Origin of the sequence: Pseudodesulfovibrio pelocollis (assembly GCF_030282845.1) — a bacterium.
GTDB lineage: Bacteria > Desulfobacterota > Desulfovibrionia > Desulfovibrionales > Desulfovibrionaceae > Pseudodesulfovibrio > Pseudodesulfovibrio pelocollis.
Map to the genome: position 1 here is coordinate 1 of NZ_JASTWE010000007.1, position 16760 is coordinate 16760.

The 16760-nt window shown below is 62.5% G+C and carries 17 protein-coding genes; 11 read left to right on the top strand and 6 right to left on the bottom strand.

Annotation, left to right across the window (positions count from 1 at the left end; translation table 11 throughout):
* Positions 1 to 215: 215 nt before the first annotated feature.
* Positions 216 to 497 carry a DUF2325 domain-containing protein gene (locus QQS14_RS04000; protein WP_285905614.1) on the top strand — a complete coding sequence of 94 codons (282 nt, stop codon included), beginning with the start codon at positions 216 to 218 and terminating at the stop codon, positions 495 to 497.
* A gap of 110 nt (positions 498 to 607) precedes the next feature.
* Here the strand turns inward: QQS14_RS04000 and QQS14_RS04005 are convergent, their stop codons facing one another.
* From QQS14_RS04005 to QQS14_RS04015, 3 genes are all read right to left on the bottom strand, one after another.
* Positions 608 to 1564: a chemotaxis protein gene (locus QQS14_RS04005; protein ID WP_285905615.1), complete on the bottom strand. Its 957-nt coding sequence runs from the start codon at positions 1562 to 1564 to the stop codon at positions 608 to 610.
* Between the two features lie 167 nt (positions 1565 to 1731).
* Positions 1732 to 2823, bottom strand: a complete 1092-nt coding sequence (locus QQS14_RS04010; protein WP_285905617.1) for an N-acetylneuraminate synthase family protein — start codon at positions 2821 to 2823, stop codon at positions 1732 to 1734.
* Between the two features lie 2 nt (positions 2824 to 2825).
* Positions 2826 to 3473, bottom strand: coding sequence for a winged helix-turn-helix domain-containing protein (locus tag QQS14_RS04015; RefSeq protein ID WP_285905618.1), 648 nt, complete (start codon positions 3471 to 3473; stop codon positions 2826 to 2828).
* A 532-nt stretch (positions 3474 to 4005) separates the two neighbouring features.
* Here QQS14_RS04015 and QQS14_RS04020 point away from each other — a divergent pair.
* From QQS14_RS04020 to QQS14_RS04065, 10 genes are all read left to right on the top strand, one after another.
* Positions 4006 to 5721 (top strand): long-chain-fatty-acid--CoA ligase, encoded by a 1716-nt coding sequence (locus QQS14_RS04020; RefSeq protein WP_285905619.1) that lies wholly within the window; start codon positions 4006 to 4008, stop codon positions 5719 to 5721.
* 367 nt (positions 5722 to 6088) lie between these two features.
* A complete protein-coding gene (locus tag QQS14_RS04025) occupies positions 6089 to 7270 on the top strand; it encodes an ABC transporter substrate-binding protein (RefSeq protein ID WP_425607911.1) in 1182 nt (393 codons plus the stop codon).
* Positions 7271 to 7395: 125 nt separating this feature from the next.
* Positions 7396 to 8307 (top strand): branched-chain amino acid ABC transporter permease, encoded by a 912-nt coding sequence (locus QQS14_RS04030; RefSeq protein WP_285905620.1) that lies wholly within the window; start codon positions 7396 to 7398, stop codon positions 8305 to 8307.
* Between the two features lie 16 nt (positions 8308 to 8323).
* The gene (locus QQS14_RS04035; protein WP_285905621.1) at positions 8324 to 9394 is read left to right on the top strand and encodes a branched-chain amino acid ABC transporter permease; all 1071 of its coding nucleotides are present in this window, start codon (positions 8324 to 8326) and stop codon (positions 9392 to 9394) included.
* 9 nt (positions 9395 to 9403) lie between these two features.
* Positions 9404 to 10171 (top strand): ABC transporter ATP-binding protein, encoded by a 768-nt coding sequence (locus QQS14_RS04040; RefSeq protein WP_285905622.1) that lies wholly within the window; start codon positions 9404 to 9406, stop codon positions 10169 to 10171.
* Positions 10168 to 10905, top strand: a complete 738-nt coding sequence (locus QQS14_RS04045) for an ABC transporter ATP-binding protein (RefSeq protein WP_285905623.1) — start codon at positions 10168 to 10170, stop codon at positions 10903 to 10905. Before QQS14_RS04040 ends, QQS14_RS04045 begins: the two co-directional genes overlap by 4 nt.
* Before the next feature lie 60 nt (positions 10906 to 10965).
* Positions 10966 to 12042 (top strand): SGNH/GDSL hydrolase family protein, encoded by a 1077-nt coding sequence (locus tag QQS14_RS04050; RefSeq protein WP_285905624.1) that lies wholly within the window; start codon positions 10966 to 10968, stop codon positions 12040 to 12042.
* Between the two features lie 163 nt (positions 12043 to 12205).
* Positions 12206 to 12613 (top strand): SxtJ family membrane protein, encoded by a 408-nt coding sequence (locus QQS14_RS04055; RefSeq protein ID WP_285905625.1) that lies wholly within the window; start codon positions 12206 to 12208, stop codon positions 12611 to 12613.
* Between the two features lie 9 nt (positions 12614 to 12622).
* Positions 12623 to 12772, top strand: a complete 150-nt coding sequence (locus QQS14_RS04060; protein ID WP_196772848.1) for a DUF5989 family protein — start codon at positions 12623 to 12625, stop codon at positions 12770 to 12772.
* A gap of 8 nt (positions 12773 to 12780) precedes the next feature.
* Complete coding sequence (locus QQS14_RS04065; protein ID WP_285905626.1) at positions 12781 to 14637, top strand: carbamoyltransferase family protein; 1857 nt, start codon at positions 12781 to 12783, stop codon at positions 14635 to 14637.
* Between the two features lie 88 nt (positions 14638 to 14725).
* On the opposite strand, the gene QQS14_RS04070 is transcribed toward QQS14_RS04065, so the two are convergent.
* The 3 genes from QQS14_RS04070 to QQS14_RS04080 are packed head-to-tail and all read right to left on the bottom strand — an operon-like array spanning position 14726 to position 16747.
* The gene (locus tag QQS14_RS04070; protein ID WP_285905627.1) at positions 14726 to 15220 is read right to left on the bottom strand and encodes a peptidylprolyl isomerase; all 495 of its coding nucleotides are present in this window, start codon (positions 15218 to 15220) and stop codon (positions 14726 to 14728) included.
* A 5-nt stretch (positions 15221 to 15225) separates the two neighbouring features.
* Positions 15226 to 15612: a hypothetical protein gene (locus QQS14_RS04075; protein ID WP_285905628.1), complete on the bottom strand. Its 387-nt coding sequence runs from the start codon at positions 15610 to 15612 to the stop codon at positions 15226 to 15228.
* A 4-nt stretch (positions 15613 to 15616) separates the two neighbouring features.
* Positions 15617 to 16747: a DegT/DnrJ/EryC1/StrS family aminotransferase gene (locus QQS14_RS04080; protein WP_285905629.1), complete on the bottom strand. Its 1131-nt coding sequence runs from the start codon at positions 16745 to 16747 to the stop codon at positions 15617 to 15619.
* Positions 16748 to 16760: the final 13 nt, after the last annotated feature.

Here is a 16760-nt window from a genome sequence, read left to right on the forward strand (position 1 = left end):
CAGTCTGTGCAACTGCACCACATGCGTAAACCGATGGCTTGTCCCTAAATTGCAGAAACTTAGGAATAAGAAAGTTTGACTCTGGAGAATGTGCCACCCCTCGCACATCTCTCCTCCCGTGACATTTTCACTTTTCCCCACTTCCCTGGTTGACAATCTCCACGCTCCGCCGTATTGATTGAAAACGATTTTCAATTTCAACCCTGGAGACCGGCATGTGCGCGGCATTGATCGGCGGAATGGACAGGCTCAAGCGGGAATACATGACCGAGGCGGAGAAGAGTGGCGTGAAGCTCAAGTGCTACACCGGCAAGGAACGCTCCATCTCCGGGTCGCTGGGCAAGGTGGATTTCGTGGTGCTCTTCACCAACAAGGTGTCGCACAAGGCCCGCAAGGACGTGCTGGCCGCTCTGCGCGGGACTAACGTGCCCGTGATCATGCGCCACTCCTGCGGCATCAGCACCCTGCGCGAGGCGCTGGGAGAGGCCACCGTCTAGATGATGGGTTCGCGGTCGGGGTGTCCGGGCGCTCCCGGTCCTGGCCGGAGTGCCCGCCGCAGGGCGGGAGACCCGTGGGCTGCCGGACCCGCGGTGGGGGTGGGATGAAATCAGGCCCCGACCCCGGTCTTCCAGCCTTTGATCAGGTCGATGACCTTTCGGGTCAGGCCGTGGAACTCGGGCTTGGTCACTTGCAGGTCGGCCTTGACCGCCTTGCCCTTGTGCTCCACCCCCTTGGAGATGAGGGACGAGAAAAGCGCCACGGGAAGCGCCCGAAGGACCGGGTCCTCCTTGATCCTGCGGGTCAGGGTGTAGCCGTCCATGCGCGGCATCTCGATGTCCGAGACCACCACGTCCAGATGATCGAGCGGGCTTGAGCCCTCCTCCTCGGCGCGGGCCTTGACGGCCAGCAGCCGGTCCCACGCCTCGGCTCCGTCGCCGACCACGGTCACGTCGAAATTCGCCTCCGAAAAATTCCTCTTCAGCAGTTCGCGCACCGAGGTGGAATCGTCCGCCACCAGGGCGCGGTAGCGCTCCTCGGAATAGACGGCGTCCGCGCCTGACTGGCGCTGGTTCGCGCTGTCGAGATCGGCCAGCATCCGCTCCAGGTCGAGCATGAGCACAAAGCGCTCGTTGATCTGCACCGTGCCGGTGATGCAGTTGGTGTCCATGCTGGCCACATATTTGCTCGGCGGTTCCACGTCCTTCCAGTTGACCCGGTGGATCTGGGTCACGCCCGAGACGAGGAACCCGGTGATCATGGCGTTGAACTCGGTGACAATGATGGGCTCGTTGAGGGACTTGTCCCGCACCATGCTCAACCACACGCTCAGGTCGATGACCGGCAGGATGAGATCGCGCAGGGGGATGGTTCCCAGAAAGCTCGGGTGGGACGCAGCCTCTGAGCCATCCAGCCCCTCGGGGGCCTCCACCACCTCCAGCACCTTGGCCACATTGACCCCGAAATAATGCGTCCTGGGCCCGTCCGGGGTCTTTTCGTGGACGAAAAACTCTATGATCTCAAGTTCGTTGGTGCCGGTTTCCAGCAGAATGTCCTGTTGACTCATCAATCCTCCCAGCGGGGTTCGCGCATTGTTTCTTGGCATACCACCCCTGTTTCCCGAAATGAATGATTTTTCGCACGGCCACGACACAAACACGATCAGGGCGCAAAAAACCCCTCGCGCGGGAGTCCGCGCGAGGGGAAAACATGGCTTGTGGTTCCGGGGCCGGGCTAGCTGGAGGCAGCGCCCACGCACTCCTCGACATGAAGGTTCAGGGTGTCCCACTGCACCGGCTCCTCGTGCTTGACCGAGCGGTTGAGGGTCGCGCCCAGCACTTCGTCCCAGTGGACGGGGGAGACGCCCACGCGCGGGCTGCGGGTGGTCAGGTCCGCCTCGGCGAGCACATGTCCGGCGGGCAGATCGCGCGAGAAGACGATGCACTTGCGCAGCTTCTTGGCCGCGGCCTGCTCCTCGGGGAAGACCTTCTTGCCCTTGACGCGCATGGCCTTTTCCACCTCGCGGATCATGGTCACCATGCGGGCCAGCTCGTCCGGCTCCAGGGATGCCTGGTGGTCCGTGCCCTTGAGGGTCTTGTCCAGGGTGAAGTGGCGCTCGACCACGCACGCGCCCAGGGCCACGGCGGCCACGCTGGGGCCGATGCCCTGCTCGTGGCCCGAGTAGCCCACCGGCAGACCGTAGCGCTCGCGCAGCCCTTCCATGACCGGCAGGCCGATCTTCTCGTCCGGGCAGGGGTAGGTGGAATTGCAGTGCAGCAGGACCACATCGTCGTGGTAGGCGCGGATCTCGGCCAGGGCCACGTCGATGTCCTCAAGGGCGCTCATGCCCGTGGACAGGATGATGGGAATGCCCGTGGCCGCGTACTTGCGCACCAGAGGCACGTTGACCAGATCGGCCGAGCAGATCTTGAGCAGATCCACATTCAGGCCGAGAATCTGGCGCAGGCTCGGGTCGTCCCAGGCCGAGGCGAAGAAGACCAGCCCCAGCGACTCGCTGTATTCCTTGAGCCGGGCCATCTGGTCGATGGACAACTCAAGGGCGTTGCGATGCTCGCCATAGGTGGGGCCGAAGCTGTTGCACCCGGTGTAGGGCGCGGCCCGACCCTCGCGGGTGAGCAGCGCCTCCATGTCCCGCTTTTGAAACTTGACCCCGTGGACGCCTGCGGCGGCGGCCTCGTCGATCATCCGCCGGGCCATCAGGAAGTCGCCCTGGTGGTTGTTGCCTATCTCGGCCACCACGAAGCACGGGTGGCCATGGCCGATGGTGACGCCGGAACGAAGCGTGACGGACTGGATCTGTTTCATAATCAGAATCTCACGATTTGGAATCCGCGCTTTTCGGAGAGTGGCTTGATCTGCTCGTATATCTCGGCCTGTTTGCCGAACGAGGTGATGACCACGGCATCACAATCGATCTGCTCAAGGACATGTGGCGCGGAAACCACATATCCGTTGAAGATCTGCCCCTGTTTCCTGGAATCGTTGTCGAGCAGCACGACAACCTGAAAATCGCTGTCCCTGAGGGCGGACAGGACCACCTCGCATGTCTCGGCCGCGCCAAAGAGCGCCAGCCGCTTCTTGCCCCGGTCCTGCAACCCGCCAAGCTGGGCCAGGACGAAATCCTTGATGGTCGTGTACAGACGCACGGTCTCGGACGAGTAGTCGGAAAACATCCTGCGCCTGGACTGGCGCCCCTGATCGGTCAGGGCGTAACGGTAGCTCTTGCCGTTGACCGGCAGGAACTCCACCAGCCCGCCCGACTGGAGCTGCTTGAGATATTGATTGACCATGGCCCCGGAGAGGTTGAGCTTTCTGCCAAGCTCAAACTGGGAGAGACCCGAGTCGCGGGTGAGGGCATCAAGAATGGCGAGCACCCGTGTGCTCTTGCTGGGCCTCAGGTAGTGGCCATCGGTGATCAGCATGCCCATGCTGGCGGTTGCGACGTGGTCTGACATTGCTTTTCTCGGTCGTTCGCTTGGTCAATGATTCATTGTGGTCAGCAGCCATTCCCGACGCCCAGCATAACACTCTATTCCGGCACCGGAAACCTGTCAACTTGGCGTCCGGCAATGGTTTGCCGGTCAGTCATCCTCAATGGACCCCGCGGGGGCCGCCCCCGCCTGCACCACCTATCGTTGACACAACGAATAATCGGTCGGTTTCGTCCATTACTTTAATAAGCAGGTGGCAATCATTTCCTCCATCCCTGCCGCACTTCGCCTTTGCAAAAGTGCTGCCAATGCCGACACGCAGAGATATTCTCCTGAAAGAATTTTTGTCAAGACACTGTAATGCAATGATTTTACCACGACAAGCCGTGCCCTCGCGGCGGCGACCCTCTCCGAAATCTCCCTGCCGCCCCTGTTGCCATCGTCAAGACAACGACACGCCGGGCCTTGTTTCAAACATGCCGTATTGACCGAAAAGGTCGGCTATTATACTGTCACCGGGCCCTATCGGGCAAAATCCATCCCCAAAGGACGCCACATGGAGCATCTGGACCGCCCCTGGCTCAAATTCTACGACCCCGAGGTCTCCCCGACCCTGGACTACGAAAAACTTCCGCTCTTCAAGTTCCTGGACAGGGCCGCCCACAAGTGGCCCGGCCGCAAGGCCGTTGTCTTCAAGAACTGGACGACCACCTACGCCAAGCTCAAGACCATGTCCGAAATATTTGCAGCCAACCTGCGAGAGGCCGGGGTGCGCAAGGGCGACCGCGTGGCCATCATGCTGCCCAACCTGCCCCAGACCATTGTCGCCGTATGGGGCACGCTGCGCAGCGGGGCCATCGTGACCATGACCAACCCGCTGTACATGGAGACCGAGATCATCCATCAGTTCAACGATGCGGACGTGCGCACCTGCATCACCCTGGACCTGCTCTGGCCCAAGCTCGACAAGCTGCGCCACGCCATCCCGGTGCGCAAGTTCTTCGTCACCACCATCGGCGAGGGGCTGAAATTCCCACTGAACATGCTCTACGCGCTCCAGGCGAAAAAGAACGGCACAGCGCCCCGGGTGCCCTACGACGACACAAACGTCATCTCCTTCAAGACCCTGACACGCGGGCGCAAGACCTACACCGACGAGCGGGTGGACGCCGGCGACACAGCCCTGCTCCAGTACACCGGCGGCACCACGGGCGTGGCCAAGGGGTGCGTCCTGACCCATGCCAACATCGGGGCCAACATCCAGCAATGCCAGTCCATGATGCACACCCTGGGGCAGCGGCAGGAGACCTTCCTCGGCGTGCTCCCCTATTTCCACATCTACGGCTTCACCACCTGCCTGGCCTGGCCCACCAGCATGGGCGCCACCCTGGCTCCCTTTCCGCGCTATGTGCCGCTGGACGTGCTCAAGGGCATCCACAAGCTCAAGCCCACGGTGTTTCCCGGCGCGCCTTCGCTCTATGTCTCGCTGCTCCAGCAAAAGGACATCGCCAAGTACGATCTCTCAAGCATCGACTGTTGCGTGTCCGGGTCCGCCCCCATGCCGGTGGAGCACATGGAGCAGTTCAAGGAGCGCGCCGGCACGGCCATCGCCGAGGGCTACGGCCTGACCGAGGCATCGCCCGTGACCCATTTCAACCCCATCAAGGGCGTGCGCAAGCCCGGGTCCATCGGCCTGCCCTTCCCGGACACCGACGCCAAGATCGTGGACATGGACGTGGGCGGCGAGCCCCTGCCTCCGGGCAAGCGCGGCGAGCTGGTCATCCGCGGCCCCCAGGTGATGCAGGGCTACTACAACCGGCCCGACGCCACGGCCGACGTGCTCAGAAACGGCTGGCTCTACACCGGCGACATCGCCTACATGGACGAGGAAGGCTACTTCTACATCGTGGACCGCAAAAAGGACCTCATCATCTCCGGCGGCTACAACATCTACCCCCGGGAGATCGACGAGGTGCTGCACACCCACCCCAAGATCATGGAGGCCGTGAGCGTGGGCATCCCCCACGACGCCCGGGGCGAGATCGTCAAGGCCTATGTGGTCTTGCAACCCGGCGAAACCCTGACCCGCAACGAGGTCATGGCCTATTGCCGCGAAAAGCTCGCCAGCTACAAGGTGCCGCGCCAGGTGGAGTTTCGCGACTCCCTGCCCAAGACCATGGTGGGCAAGGTCCTGCGCCGCGCCCTGCGCGAGGAGGAAGAGGCCAGACGCGCGGCGCGGAAGGACAAACAGCCGCCAGCCCAGGCCGAGTAGCCCACCATTCCTTTCGCAATGATTCCGGCCCGGTACGCCGCCAGTTCGCGCACCGGGCCGGTCGCGTTTCCGCCCGGGACCGTACGCCGCGTCCCATGGCACTGTAGCATTTACCGCAGGGAATACATCCCCACACTTTCCTCACGCATGACGCGCTTGACATTTATGAAAATCTTTCTTCGTTGAAAAATAATTTCCGCCGACTTTTCCCTTGCAAAATCTCTAGATACGCGAAGTTTGTTCAAGGATGCTGCGGTTTTTTCAAAATTGTTTTACGCAAAACCCCTTTTACACATGATTCTTTTGGTGTATAGAACAGCATTGTTTGCGTTGCTGACCATCGTAATCCATATGAGAGGAGGAAATGATGAAAGCTTTTTTTAAAGGTGCAGGCCTGCTTGGCCTGATGCTCGTGTGCAGTGCCTTCCTTCTTGCCGGATGCGGCGAGGACAAGGTCCAGACCATCAAGATCGGTTTCAACCTGCCCCTGACCGGCGACATTCCCGAGGTGGGAGAAGGCTCCAAGAACGCGGCCGAGATGTACCTCAAGGACATCAACGACGCGGGCGGCCTGGATGTGGGCGGAACCAAGTATCCCCTCGAATTCGTGTACATGGACAACGAGTCCAAGGCCGAATCCGCCACCAACGTGGCGCTGAAGCTCATCGACCAGGAGAAGGTCGTGGCCATCATCGGCCCCAACTCCTCCAAGCAGGCCGTGCCCGCGGGCGGCACCTGCAACGACAACCGCGTGCCCATGATCTCGCCCTGGTCCACCAACCCCAGCACCACCCTTGACCGCCCCTGGGTCTTCCGCGCCGCCTTCCTCGACCCGTTCCAGGGTCCGGTGGTGGCCGACTTCGCTGCCAAGAAGTTCAACGCCAAGACGGCAGCCGTGCTCTTTGATGTGTCCAACGACTACTCCAAGGGTCTGGCCGAAATCTTCAAGACCTCCTGGGAAGCCAAGGGCCTCGGCCCGGTCGTGGCCTTCGAGTCCCACGGCACCAAGGACCAGGATTTCTCGGCCCAGCTGACAAAGATCGTGTCCACCAACCCGGACTTCCTCTTCGTGCCCAACAACTACAACCAGGTCGCCCTGATCGTGAATCAGGCGCGTGACCTCGGCTACAAGGGTCCCTTCATGGGCTCCGACGCCTGGGGAACCCCGGACCTTGTCAAGCTGTGCGGCGAGCAGTGCTACGGCAACTACTTCTCCACCCATTACGCCGCCGCTGGTGCCCAGGGCGCGACCAAGGTCTTCATCGACCGCTACACCGAGCTCTACGGTGCCACTCCGGCCGACTACGCCGCCCTGACCTGGGACTCCATCGGCATGCTGGTCGAGGCCATCAAGAACGCGGGGCAGGTCTACTCCGACCCGGTCGAGATGCGCACAGCCATCCGCGACGGACTGGCCGCCATCAAGTCCTTTGACGGCATCACCGGTGCCTCCAAGTTCGACGCCCAGGGCGATCCCATCAAGTGCGCCGTGGTCGTCAAGATCAGCGACGATGGCGAATTCGTCTTCGAAGAGTCCGTCTGCCCGTAGACTGACGCAGGCATGACCACACCGGGCGGGGGCCTTGCGGCCCCCGCTCTTTCGCGACCCAACGGGCCACCGTCCCCCTGGCCGGAATCGGCTCAAGCATCCGACTTCTCTAAGGAAATACAGCCGTGGACTTCATCATTCAAAACATACTCAACGCCTTGCAGTGGGGGAGTTTCTACGCGCTCATCGCCCTTGGGTACACCCTGGTGTACGGCGTGTTGCGCCTCATCAACTTCGCCCACGGGGACATCTTCATGGTCGGGGCTTACATCGCCTTTTTCCTCGCCACGACGATGCTCGGCCCCTCGTTCGGCCTTTCGCCGTTCATGACCTTTGTCATTGCCGTGCCGCTGACCATGGCGCTGACGGCCTGCGTCGGCGTCACCCTGGAGCGCATCGCCTACCGCCCCCTGCGCAGAAAGGGCGCCCACCGCCTGTATGTGGTGATCACCGCGCTGATGTGCGGATTGATCCTCGAATACGGCAACCTCGCGGTGCTCGGCGCCAGCCGCCTGAAATTTCCGGACCTGATCGAAAAATCCATCTGGTCCGTCGGCGACGTGACCATGACCAACCTCAAGGTCATCGTCATCGTCGCAGCCGTAGTGGTCTTCATCTTCCTGAACTTCATCGTCACCAAGACCAAGATCGGCATGGCCATGCGCGGCATTTCCTACGACAAGTTCGCCATCCCGCTGATGGGCATCCCCATTGATTCCATCATCGTCTTCACCTTCATCCTCGGGTCCGGATTCGCCGGACTGGCGGGCCTGCTGTTCGCCATGTCCTACCCGATCCTCGAACCCTTCATGGGCATGATCATCGGCTGGAAGGCGTTCATCGCCGCAGTGGTCGGCGGCATCGGCGACATCCGGGGGGCCTTCTACGGCGGCTTCCTGCTCGGCTTCATCGAGGTCGGCGTGGTCACGGTCTTCCCGTCCACCTATCGCGACCTCTTCGCCTTCAGCATCCTGCTCCTCATCCTCTGGATAAAGCCAACCGGACTGTTCGGCATGCCGCAGTCCACCAAGATATAGTTGGGAGACGCCGCAAATGCAGAAATACTCTCTCAACGTGCTCATGGCGGCCCTGGCCGTCATGCTCCTGGCGCTGGCCCATTTCCGGATCATCGACAACTACATCCAGGCGGTCCTCATGTTCGTGGGCATCAACATCATGATGTCCACCAGCCTCAATCTGGTGAACGGCAACATGGGCGAGTTCACCTGCGGCCACGCCGCCTTCATGTGCATGGGCGCATACACCTCGTCCGTCCTGTCCGTCCTCTTCTTCGGCAAGAACTTCGGCCCCCCCATGTTCCCGGAATCCATGGCCATGATCGTCTTCCCGGCCATCATCCTGCTAGGCGGCGTGGCCGCATCGCTGACCAGCGTCCTGGTGGCGGTTCCCGCCTTCAAGACCCGCGACGACTACCTGGCCATCATCACCATCGCGGTGAACTACATGGTCATCTCCGCCATCGAGAACATGGACTTCATCGGCGGCTCCCGGGGCTTCCAGGGCATGAAGGACACGGTCTGGGCCATGAACGACACCATCAGCTTCCCCTGGATGCTTTTCTGGGTCATCACCTTCACGGTCTTCTGCGTCTGGACGATCCGCCGCTTCATCACCTCCACCTACGGCAAGGGCGTCAACGCCGTCTGCCAGGACGAGGTGGCGGCCGAGATCATGTCGGTGAACACCAACAAGATCAAACTGGTCAATTTCATGATCTCCGCCGGGCTGGCCGGGTGCGCGGGCGGCCTGTTCGCCCACATCGTCGGCTATGTCAATCCGCAGTCCTTCAACATCCTCAAATCCACCGAGGCCATGGTCATGGTCTACCTCGGCGGCATGGGCTCCCTCTCGGGCGCGGTCATTTCCGCCATCGTCTTCACCGGCCTGCTCGAGGTGCTGCGCTCCCAGGCCCTGGTGGACGCCATGCTCTCCCCGGTGACCCTTTTCTTCCCGGACTGGGACCCCTCGGCGGGCGTCATCAAGTGGGTCTTCATCCCTCTGCTCCTGGTCCTGATCATGCAGTTCAGGCCCGAGGGCATCATGGGCAACAAGGAGTTGTCGGACGTGTTCCCGAAACTCAAAAAATACTACACGTTCAAGTAGGGAGCCGTCATGTCCTTGCTCAAAATAGACGGTCTGACCCAGCGTTTCGGCGGCCTGCAGGCCGTGTCCGAATTCAACATCGAGATGAAGGGCGGCGAGCTGATGGGGCTGATCGGCCCCAACGGAGCCGGCAAGACCACCATCTTCAACCTTGTCTCGGGCTTCTACCAGCCCACCGAGGGCACCATCACCCTTGACGGCACCCCCACCGCCGGGCTCAAGCCGCATCAGGTTACATCCCTTGGCGTGGCCCGCACCTTCCAGAACATCCGCCTGTGGCACGACATGACCGTGCTCGACAACATCCGCATCGCCCAGCACTACCGCATGGGGTACTCGGTCTGGGACTCGGTCATTCGCGGCAGGAAATACCGCGAGTGCGAGCAGCGCATCCTCAAGATCGCCGAGGAGCTTCTCGACGCCATGAGCCTGACCGAGTACGCGCGCGAGTTCCCGAAGAACCTGCCCTACGGTCTGCAACGCCGGGTGGAGATCGCCCGCGCCATGTCCATCCAGCCCAAGCTGCTGCTGCTGGACGAACCGGCCGCCGGGCTCAACTCGTCCGATGTCGAGGGCTTGATCAAGCTGATCCGCTGGATTCACGACTCCTTTGACATCACCATCCTGATGATCGAGCACCAGATGAAGGTCGTCACCAGCCTGTGCCAGTGGATCAAGGTCATCGACTTCGGGGCCACCATCGCCGAAGGCACGGCTGAGGACATCCAGAGCAACCCGGCCGTCATCAAGGCCTATCTTGGAGACGACACCATATGAACACCCCCCTTCTCGAAGTCGAAAACCTCCACGTCAAGTACGGCAACATCGAGGCCCTGCACGGCATCTCCTTCACCGTGGGCGAGGGCGAGATCGTCACCCTCATCGGGGCCAACGGCGCGGGCAAGTCCACCACCCTCATGGCCGTGGCCCAGCTGCCGCCGCCCGAGGCACCCAAGATCACCGGCGGCGACATCCGCTTTCGGGGCCAGTCCATCTTGGGCATGGCCCCGGACCGGATCGTGGCCGACCTCCACCTCGCCCTGGTGCCCGAAGGCCGCCACATCTTCGGCAACCTGACCGTGGAGGAGAACCTCAAGCTCGCCACCTATGCCCGCAAGGACGGCGTGAACGAGCTGAACCGCGACTACAAGCGCGTCTACCAACTCTTCCCGCGCCTCAACGAGCGGCGCAAGCAGCGCTCTGAGTCCCTGTCCGGCGGCGAGCAGCAGATGCTGGCCGTGGGCCGCGCCCTCATGTCCGGCTGCCGCTTCATCATGCTCGACGAGCCCTCCATGGGCCTGGCCCCGCTTTTGATGTACGACATGTTCCGCACCCTCAAGGAGCTCAACGAGGAGGGCATGACCATCCTGCTCATCGAGCAGAACGCCAACCTCGCCCTCAAGTTCGCCCACCGCGGCTACGTCATCGACACCGGCGAAATCGTGGCCCACGGCCCCTGCGCCTCCCTGATGGAAAACCCCGAGGTCAAAAAGGCGTACCTGGGCGGGTAGGCCGGAACAGATGCCGAGCCGTCCGGGTCGGCCTGCACCGCACAGGGAGAGACTCCGTTGATGGGAAACATTGGCAAAAACGCGCTGACCGTTTTCGGCTCGGTCCTTTTCACCCTGCTGCTGGTCGAGGTGGCGCTGCGCTTCCTGCCGGTCAACGAAGGCCTGTGGGCGCAGCCCGTCAACGAATCCTCTCCGGTCATGCACTTCGCGCCTGACAGGACCTCCACGTGGTCCCGCTTCGCGGACTTTTCCATGGTCAACACGGTCCACGCCAACAACTACGGATTCCTCAACGACCAGGATTACGATCCGCAGGCAGGCCAGCCCCTCATCGCCTTCATCGGCGACAGCTATGTCGAAGCCGCCATGGTTCCCTATGGGCAGACCGTACACGGCCGACTGGCCCGGGAACTGGAAGGATCATGGCTGGTCTACAGCTTCGGCGTATCCGGAGCCCCCTTGAGCCAGTATCTGGCCATGGCCCGATTCGTGCGCGACGAGTTCGCCCCGGAGCGCCTGTACATCATCGTTGTCGGCAACGACTTTGACGAAAGCCTGCTCAAGTACAAATCCTTGCCGGGGCTCCATTATTTCGATGAAGACGGGGATTCGCTGCGCCTTGTCCGCAGGGACTACTCGCCCTCGCTGGCGCTGAGAATCGCCCGGCACTCGCGGCTGTTCATGTACCTCATGACCAACGTCCAGATCACCCACGCCCTCTCTGACCTGTTCGCCCCACCCCAGGCAGCACGGCTACAGGGCAACACCGACGCCAGCACGGACGCGCAGCGCGTGGACGACTCCATCCGGGCCACCGACGCCTTCCTGGCCATGCTCCCGCAGGCGGCCGGCCTTGACCCCAAGGACATCTGCCTGATCGTGGACGCGGTCCGCCCGGACGTCTATGCGGCCGAGACCCCGAGTGACGGCTATTTTTCCTGGATGCGCGACCATCTCCTCGCCTCGGCCCAGGCGGGCGGCTTTCGCACCATCGACCTTCACCCCGTCTTCCGCCAGGACTTCATCCGGGACGGAATCCCCTTCGAGTACCCCAGAGACGGACACTGGAGCGGACACGGCCACGCAGCCTGCGCCCGGGAGATCCTGCGTGACGGCATCGCGCCGCGAGCCCCCTGACCGGCTGGGAGACACTTGTTTCCAAGAGACCCGGCAAGCCCACACTTCATGGACAAACCGGTCGAAAACCGGCAAAATCGGGATTGACACGCTCCGGGGCACCCCTTGTCTTTTCGCCTTGAATGAGGCATGAAGGCCCAGTCATTATTCAGGAGACACATCCATGTCGGACACCGGAAAGCACGGCGGCGCGGGCAAGACCCCCGGCAGACGCCAGGCCATTGACACGGGCATGGCCCTCACCCTCATCTGTCTCATCGGCGGACTGCTGACCGGGACCGGCACGTGGTTCTGGGCCGCCACTGGGGCGCTTCTGGTGAACATGACCTTTCCGGGGCTTTACCGGCTCCCGGCCCGAGTGTGGTTCGGCTTTTCCGCCCTGCTCGGCACGATGATGTCCAAGGTCATCCTCACCGTCATCTTTCTCGGGCTCGTCACCCCCCTGGCCCTGCTGCGCAGGCTGCTCGGCCACGACCCGATGCAACTTGGGCAGTGGAAAAACGGCACCGAAAGCGTCTTTGTCGCCCGCGACCACCGCTTCACCGCCAAGGACATTCAACATCCCTTCTAGGAGCTGACCGTGGACTTTCTCAAGGATCTCTGGGGATTTCTCCGTGAGCGCAAGAAATTCTGGCTGCTGCCGATCATCCTTGTGCTCCTGCTGTTTGGCGCCCTCATCGTGCTGACGAGCGGGTCCGCCATCGCACCCTTCATCTATACCGTCTTCTAGGAGGCCCCTTGTCCGAGGCCATACTTGGAATATCCGCCTTCTACCACGACTCGGCAGCGGCCCTGCTGGTCGATGGCGAGATCGTGGCCGCGGCCCAGGAGGAGCGATTCACCCGCCGCAAGCACGACTCGGCGTTCCCGACCAATGCGGCGCGTTTCGTGCTTGACGAGGCAGGCGTGGCCTTTGGCGACCTTACGGCCGTGGCCTTCTACGACAAGCCCTACATCAAGTTCGAGCGACTCCTTGAGACCTACAACGGCTTTGCCCCACGGGGGCTGGCGAGTTTCCTGGCCTCCATGCCTGTCTGGGTCAAGGAAAAGCTCTTCATGCGACACATGCTCAAGGAGGAGTTCCGCAAGCTCGGCCAGGGGAGCCCGAAGCTGCTCTTTCCCGAGCACCACCTCTCCCATGCTGCCAGCGCTTTTTTCCCCTCCCCCTTCGAGGAGGCGGCGATACTGACCGTGGACGGTGTCGGCGAATGGGCCACCACCACCATCGGCAAGGGCTCGGGCAACGCCATCACCGTCCTGCGTGAGCTGCACTTCCCCCACTCGCTGGGGCTGCTCTACTCCGCCTTCACGGCGTTTTGCGGGTTCAAGGTCAACTCCGGCGAGTACAAGCTGATGGGCCTCGCCCCCTACGGCAACCCGGATTCTGAAAGGGTCGCCCGCTGGACAGAGATCATTCGCCGCGACCTCATCGACCTGCGCGACGACGGCTCCATGCTCCTCAACATGGACTATTTCGCCTATGCCACTGGCCTGACCATGTTCTATTCCGGCAAGTGGGAAGAGCTCTTCGGCATCCCGGCCCGTCAGCCCGAGGAGGCCATCGACCAGGAGCACATGGACCTGGCCCTGGCCATTCAGCAGGTAACCGAGGAGGTCGTCTTCCGGCTGGCGGAAACGGCCCGGGACCTGACCGGCTGCCACAAGCTGGTCATGGCGGGCGGCGTGGCCCTGAACTGCGTGGCCAACGGCAAGCTCATCCGGCGCGGAACCTTTGACGATGTCTGGGTCCAGCCAGCCGCGGGCGACGCGGGCGGAGCCCTGGGCGCGGCCCTTGCCGCGTGGCACATCGGGCAGGACAAGGAGCGCACGCCGGTCTCGCCGGACTCCATGCAGGGGTGCTACCTGGGTCCCGAGTTCGGGCCGGTGAGCATCGCCCGCGCAGCGCGGCGGCATGACGCGCCCTTCACCCGATTCGACGACTTCGACACGCTGTGCACAAAGGTGTCGGACCTTCTGGCCGAGGGCAACTGCGTAGGCTGGTTCCAGGGGCGCATGGAGTATGGTCCCCGCGCCTTGGGCAACCGGAGCATCCTCGGCGACCCGCGCCATCCCGACATGCAGCGCAAGCTGAACCTCAAGATCAAATATCGCGAAGGGTTCCGGCCGTTCGCCCCATCGGTTCTGGCCGAGGAGGCCGCCAACTACTTCGAGTTGGACCGGCCCTCGCCCTACATGCTCATCGTCGCCCCGGTGGCCGAGCATCGACTCAACCCCCTGCCGGACGGGTACAACGACATGCCCATGTATGAGCGGCTGTATGTCCTGCGCTCGGACATCCCGGCCGTGACCCATGTGGACTCCTCGGCCCGCATCCAGACCATTTCTGCGGACACCAACCCCCGCTACTGGCAGCTGGTGAACACCTTCCTGCACCGCCAGGGCTGTGGGCTGGTGGTCAACACCAGCTTCAACGTGCGCGGCGAGCCCATCGTCTGCACGCCCGAGGACGCCTACCGCTGCTTCATGCGCACCGAGATGGACTGCCTGGTCATGGGCGACTTCCTCTTCCTGAAGCAGGACCAGCCGCCATGGCGCGAGCAGGGCGACTGGCGCGACACCTTTGAGCTGGACTGAACCGCTCAGCGCTCTACTCCGACCACAAAAAAACGGCCCAAAGGGGCCGTTTTTTTTGATCTTGGTACCGAGTTGGTATCGAGCAGTGCTATTCCACTACCGTGGCCTTGACGATGAAGACCGGCTCCACCGGGACATCGTCGTGGAAGCCCTTGCGGCCGGTGGGAACCGCCTTGATCTTGTCCACCACATCCATGCCCTCGACGACCTTGCCGAACACGGCGTAGCCCCAGCCCTGGGGGGTCTTGGACGAATGGTTGAGGAAGGCGTTGTCCTTGACATTGATGAAGAACTGCGACGAGGCGGAGTGCGGGTCCATGGTCCGGGCCATGGCCAGGGTGTAGCAGTCGTTTTTCAGGCCGTTGTCCGCCTCGTTCTCGATGGAGGCACGGGTCTTCTTTTCCTTCATGTTCTCATCCATACCGCCGCCCTGGATCATGAATCCGCTGATGACGCGGTGAAAGACGAGGCCGTCGTAGAACCCGTCCGCCGCGTATTGCTGGAAATTGGCCGCGCTCTTGGGGGCCTTGTCGAAATCAAGCTCGATGACGATATCGCCCATACTGGTTTCCATTTTGATCATTGTGGTCACTCCTTTGCGCCGGAAGGCCCGGCGGGGTTGCTGTTTGTCTGCTCTGGCCCGGCTTCCGGCAACGGTGCCGGAGCGGCGGTGGCGTTGGCGTTGGTGTTGGCCTCGGGCATGGGCCGGGCTTCGAGCCGGGACAGGGGGTTTTCCTCAAAGGCTCCCCTGTCGCGGATGGCGGTCAGGGGCGAGCCGAGTTTCATGATGTTCTTCTGCATCACCAGTTCCAATTGCGGCTCGACGATTCTGGTCTGAGCCGAGATGCTGCTGCCCCGGGGCTGGAACTGCACGGGCGCGGGCCGGTCCAGGAATCCCGTGACCAGATAGGCCAGGGCGATTCCCGCCAGCAGTGGCTTGGCGATCCGGGTGAAGGTGCCGCGCTCCGTGGTCATGCGCCTATCCCCTGAGGGCCTCGGCCACGGCCTGCTGATCCTGCTCGGTCAGGTAGGGATGCATGGGCAGGCTGAAGATGCGCCCTGCGATGGCCTCGCAGATGGGCAGGTCGCCCTTGGCATATTTGAGCCCGGCAAAGGCCTTTTGCAGATGCAGCGGCTTGGGATAGTAGATGGCCGTGGGTATGTCTGCGGCCTTGAGCATGTCCATGAGCCTTTCCCGGTGCGCCGCGTCGCGGGCCAGCACCGAATACTGGGCCCAGACCGAGGTGTTGCCCGGGGCCACCGTGGGCACGGTCAGGCCGTCGATGCCGGAGAGCAGCGCCGCGTAACGGTCGGCCACCTGCTGCCGCTTGACGATCTCGTCCGGAAAGATGGCGAACTTGGCCAGGAGCACGGCGGCCTGGATGGAATCCAGACGGCCGTTGATGCCAAGGCGCACATTCTCGTACTTGTCATCGCCCATGCCGTGGACGCGGATGGAGACCAGCAGCTTGCGCATCTCGTCGTTGTGGGCAAAGACCATGCCGCCGTCGCCGTAGCAGCCCAGCGGCTTGGCCGGGAAGAACGAGGTGCAGGCCACGTCGCCCAAGGAGCAGACCGGCTTGCCCTTGTAGGTGGCGCCAAAGGACTGGGCCGCGTCCACGATGAGGAACAGCCCGTTGTTGTGGGCCAGCGGCTCAATGCGGTCGTAGTCTGCGGGCTGGCCGAAGAGGTCCACTGTGATGACGCCCTTGGGGGTCAGATCCTTGCGGGTGTCCTTGATCTCGCCGATCCTGCGCCGCAGGTCGTCCGGGTCGATGTTGAAGGTCACAGGGTCGATGTCCACGAACACCGGGGTCGCGCCGAGCAGGGCCACTGCCTCGGCCGTGGCCATGAAGGTGAAGGGCGTGGTGAACACCGCGTCGCCCGGGCCGACCTCAAGGGCCATCAGGGCCATGACCAGGGCGTCCGTGCCCGAGGCGCACCCCACGGCGTGGCGCACGGACGAGAAACTCGACAGCCGCTGCTCAAGCTCCGCGATTTCCGGCCCCATGATGTAGGCACCGTGATCAAGCACCGCGTCGATGCCCGCCCGCACGGAAGACTCGACGCGCTGATACTGGGTTTTCAAGTCGATGAATGGTATGCTCATGTCTCTCTCGTTT

Bases quoted from the DNA above. Each gene is read 5' to 3' on its own strand.
- QQS14_RS04025 (WP_425607911.1), top strand. From the start codon at position 6,089: ATGAAAGCTTTTTTTAAAGGTGCAGGCCTGCTTGGCCTGATGCTCGTG.
- QQS14_RS04005 (WP_285905615.1), bottom strand. From the start codon at position 1,564: ATGAGTCAACAGGACATTCTGCTGGAAACCGGCACCAACGAACTTGAG.
- QQS14_RS04035 (WP_285905621.1), top strand. From the start codon at position 8,324: ATGCAGAAATACTCTCTCAACGTGCTCATGGCGGCCCTGGCCGTCATG.
- QQS14_RS04000 (WP_285905614.1), top strand. From the start codon at position 216: ATGTGCGCGGCATTGATCGGCGGAATGGACAGGCTCAAGCGGGAATAC.
- QQS14_RS04015 (WP_285905618.1), bottom strand. From the start codon at position 3,473: ATGTCAGACCACGTCGCAACCGCCAGCATGGGCATGCTGATCACCGAT.
- QQS14_RS04020 (WP_285905619.1), top strand. From the start codon at position 4,006: ATGGAGCATCTGGACCGCCCCTGGCTCAAATTCTACGACCCCGAGGTC.
- QQS14_RS04010 (WP_285905617.1), bottom strand. From the start codon at position 2,823: ATGAAACAGATCCAGTCCGTCACGCTTCGTTCCGGCGTCACCATCGGC.
- QQS14_RS04080 (WP_285905629.1), bottom strand. From the start codon at position 16,747: ATGAGCATACCATTCATCGACTTGAAAACCCAGTATCAGCGCGTCGAG.
- QQS14_RS04055 (WP_285905625.1), top strand. From the start codon at position 12,206: ATGTCGGACACCGGAAAGCACGGCGGCGCGGGCAAGACCCCCGGCAGA.
- QQS14_RS04070 (WP_285905627.1), bottom strand. From the start codon at position 15,220: ATGATCAAAATGGAAACCAGTATGGGCGATATCGTCATCGAGCTTGAT.
- QQS14_RS04040 (WP_285905622.1), top strand. From the start codon at position 9,404: ATGTCCTTGCTCAAAATAGACGGTCTGACCCAGCGTTTCGGCGGCCTG.
- QQS14_RS04050 (WP_285905624.1), top strand. From the start codon at position 10,966: ATGGGAAACATTGGCAAAAACGCGCTGACCGTTTTCGGCTCGGTCCTT.
- QQS14_RS04075 (WP_285905628.1), bottom strand. From the start codon at position 15,612: ATGACCACGGAGCGCGGCACCTTCACCCGGATCGCCAAGCCACTGCTG.
- QQS14_RS04045 (WP_285905623.1), top strand. From the start codon at position 10,168: ATGAACACCCCCCTTCTCGAAGTCGAAAACCTCCACGTCAAGTACGGC.